At 56.3% G+C, this 3,210-nt stretch carries 4 protein-coding genes; 2 read left to right on the top strand and 2 right to left on the bottom strand.

Annotation, left to right across the window (positions count from 1 at the left end):
* Positions 1 to 686: 686 nt before the first annotated feature.
* Complete coding sequence (locus tag ACSQ36_RS46945; RefSeq protein ID WP_436187625.1) at positions 687 to 1,448, bottom strand: SDR family oxidoreductase; 762 nt, start codon at positions 1,446 to 1,448, stop codon at positions 687 to 689.
* Between the two features lie 59 nt (positions 1,449 to 1,507).
* A complete protein-coding gene (locus tag ACSQ36_RS46940) occupies positions 1,508 to 2,284 on the bottom strand; it encodes an SDR family NAD(P)-dependent oxidoreductase (protein WP_436187624.1) in 777 nt (258 codons plus the stop codon).
* Between the two features lie 113 nt (positions 2,285 to 2,397).
* On the opposite strand from ACSQ36_RS46940, the gene ACSQ36_RS46935 reads away from it, so the two are divergent.
* Positions 2,398 to 2,817 carry a LysR family transcriptional regulator gene (locus ACSQ36_RS46935; protein WP_436187623.1) on the top strand — a complete coding sequence of 140 codons (420 nt, stop codon included), beginning with the start codon at positions 2,398 to 2,400 and terminating at the stop codon, positions 2,815 to 2,817.
* A gap of 112 nt (positions 2,818 to 2,929) precedes the next feature.
* Positions 2,930 to 3,210, top strand: a 281-nt coding sequence (gene tnpA, locus ACSQ36_RS46930; RefSeq protein ID WP_436187622.1) for an IS66-like element accessory protein TnpA, incomplete at its 3' end; no start/stop codon positions are given.

The raw sequence follows: 3,210 nt of genomic DNA, 5'->3' as shown, positions 1-3,210 counted from the left end.
ATAAGCAACGCGTTTGAGGCGCTAGCAGGGTGAATCTGAGGTTCGCGCAAGACGCGGCAACACGCATCGCTAGGCTCCGCAGGTTCTGCTGCACCTTGCGATGCAAAAAGGATAGAGCGCCCGGTGCTTTGGGCAGCGGTTCGACGCGTAAGGACAGGCGTCTTCCTCCTTGTGCCAGAGTCTTTCGTACGTGGACAAGACACCGTATCCGTTGCCAGTACCGGAGGATCGCTGGAAGTCTGTAGCGAGCCGTCGGAATTTAATTCCTCGGCCAGTCAGGGACTTTCGGCCGCGTCTGTCGTGGTGCTTCGTTGCGCCGTCCGATCCACAATTGATTGAGAACCGTAGATTCATCGAGTGACATGGGTGGTCGGTTGAATCCGCCGTCCCTTCCTGTTCAGGGTTGTAGGACGCCTGCCCTGATCCGTCAGCACGTCAACTCGCGCAGACGCCAGCAGGCGCGTCCTACAAGCCCCAAGGGAGGAAACCGCGGAGTGCTCCGACATGATCTGAACATTTCACCGCAATGAGGATTTGTTCGATCCCATTGAGCGTCGGACGTCTCAAAATGGCGGACCACTGCCTGGTGGCGATCAGCGCCACCCTGAGCCGCCGTTCGAGCTTGCCTCATCACAATGACCGCCGGTTTATGCTGCCATTCGCGAAATTTAATGGCATGGCCTGCCTCAGGCGGGAGCGCCACCACTCAAGAGCAAATGCTGACCGCTTATATAGCTGGCACTTTGACCAGTGAGGAATTCGACCGCGTCGGCCACATCTTTCAGCGACGCCGCTCGGCGCATGGGATTGTGCTGGAGTAAGTAATCCTTCACCGATTCACGAATACCATTGGTCGACACGCCTGCACCTTCTGTCGCAGAAGGCAAAATCGAGTTGACGGTGACATTCCGGTAGCCCAATTCCTTGGCTAACACCTCCACCAAAAAGCACGGTGCGAGCTTGCTTGCACCGTAGACTGCATGCCCCGGCATGGGGAACCTGCTCGTACTCGATCCAATGTAAAGCAGGCGTCCACCGTCCTCGACATGGCGGGCTCCGCACTGAAGGGTGAAAAAAGCGCCTTTGGCATTGACGGAGAACACGCGATCAAAATCTTCTTCTGTCACATCAATTGCCGCCTTCCCCACGATTTCGACGCCGGCATTGGCGACCACGATGTCGATCTTATTAAACGCCGACAGCGACATATCAAACACATGTTCAATATCTGCCACCTTTGACATATCGCCTTTAACGAGTATCGACGCACGCCCTTGATGAGTCAGCCTCTCATGTAAAGTCTGCGCCTCCGAGGCGCTACCGTTGTAGTGGATCACAACGGTAGCGCCTAGACTGGACAGACGCTCGGCAATAGCGCGGCCGATACCACGCGAAGCTCCGGTAACCAGAGCCACTTTTCCCTCAAAAGAATTGACCATCGTGTTCATGCGCTTTTAGCGCAGAGGACCCCCGTTGAAGATTCCGCCATGAGATGAAGATACCCGGCTCAGAGGAACATGCCGCCCGAAGCTTCGATTCGCTCGCCGCTAACCCAGCCCATCTCCGACGACAGAAGTGCCGCCACGGCGCCACCAATATCTTCCGGCTGACCAACGCGCCCCAAGGCGGTGTTAGCGGCCACGAAAGCGTTCACCTGCGGGTTGTCTCGCACGGTGCCGTTGCTGAAGTCGGTGGCAATCGCCCCGGGCGCCAGTGAGTTCACGCGAATACCACGCGGCCCCAACTCCTTGGCCAAATAGCGGGAGAATACTTCGACACCACCCTTCATGGTGGCGTAAGTGGTCTTACCTGGCGTGTAAAAGCGGGCTAGACCGCTGGAAATGTTGATGATTCGGCCACCATCGGTGAGCAACGGAACCAGGACCTGCGTCAAGAAGAACACACCCTTAAGATGAACATTCATCAAGGAATCAAACTCCTGCTCCGTGGTCTCTAGGAACGGAACGTTTGAACTGTTCCCGGCGTTGTTCACCAACGCATCGAAGTTTTCGCGACCGAACGTCTCACGCAGGGCCGCCCGGAACGTCTCGGCAAAAGCCTTGAAGCTACCAACTTCGCCGGTATTGAGCTGCAGAGCGACTGCCTTGCGCCCTGCTTTTTCCACCTCAGCGACAGTCTCCTGAGCAGCGTCGGCGCGCTGAGCATACGTGATAACGACATCCCAACCCCGCTTCCCAAGATGAATGGCTGCCGATTTCCCCAAGCCTCTGCTTCCACCGGTGATCAGTGCAATGCCTAGGGAGGAAGATGACGAAGTGCTCATAGTGGAACCTCAGGTGATTGGGTGATTAACAACGTTCAGTTACTATACTGTTCGAAATGAGTTATATAAATCTATGGATTTCGACATGTATTGTCGAAAATATCGACCAATTTATGAACATTGTCCTGCCGTCCACCGACGACCTACGAATATTCATTCTCGTGGCCCAGCTGGCCAGTTTCACTCGCGCGGCTTTGCAAATGCAGATTCCGCGCTCCACCGTGTCGACCTCGATCAAGCGCCTTGAAACGCAGCTCGGCGCCCGCTTGCTACAGCGCACGACACGTCGGGTGATGCTCACACACGAGGGGCAAGAGTTGCTCAACCGTAGTGAGCGTCTGCTAAACGACTTCGAGGAATTAGCACTCTTGTTCAGGCTTGGCGACAGCCACCTGAGCGGCCAGTTGCGCGTCGATTTGCCGCTTGGGATGGCAGCCGGCGTGGTCATGGCCGCACTCCCCACGTTCACGAGCCTCCACCCGGCATTGCGCGTCGATGTATTCAGTACCGATCGACGCGTGGATGTGGTGTAAGCGTGACCGCAGTACCGTGTAGACCGCTGAGTTGGAGGTCGGGAAGATCCTTGTTTTGTGGACACCATTAGATCGTGTCCACGATAACCCGATCACGGACACGATCTCTCCAATGACTATCCATACTCATCTTGATTCTGACGCTCGTCGGCGGCCGCCGCGAAAGACCTATTCAGCCGCATTTAAACGTCGTGTGGTCGAACAAACGCTACAGCCAGGGACCTCCGTTTCGCTCGTCGCTCGTGAGCACGGCATAAATGCCAATGTGATTTTCGGATGGCGCAAACAATATCGTAATCGGATGCATCGCGTCGACGTGGGCGCTCCGCCTGCCGCGGCCCTGTTGCCTGTCAGTATCATCGATCCCACGGCAGTGGCGTCTGATGACGCGGC

This window comes from Caballeronia sp. LjRoot34, assembly GCF_964253815.1.
Lineage (GTDB): Bacteria > Pseudomonadota > Gammaproteobacteria > Burkholderiales > Burkholderiaceae > Caballeronia.
Note: the sequence above shows the minus strand (reverse complement) of the source record. Positions and strands in the feature narration are given on the sequence as shown.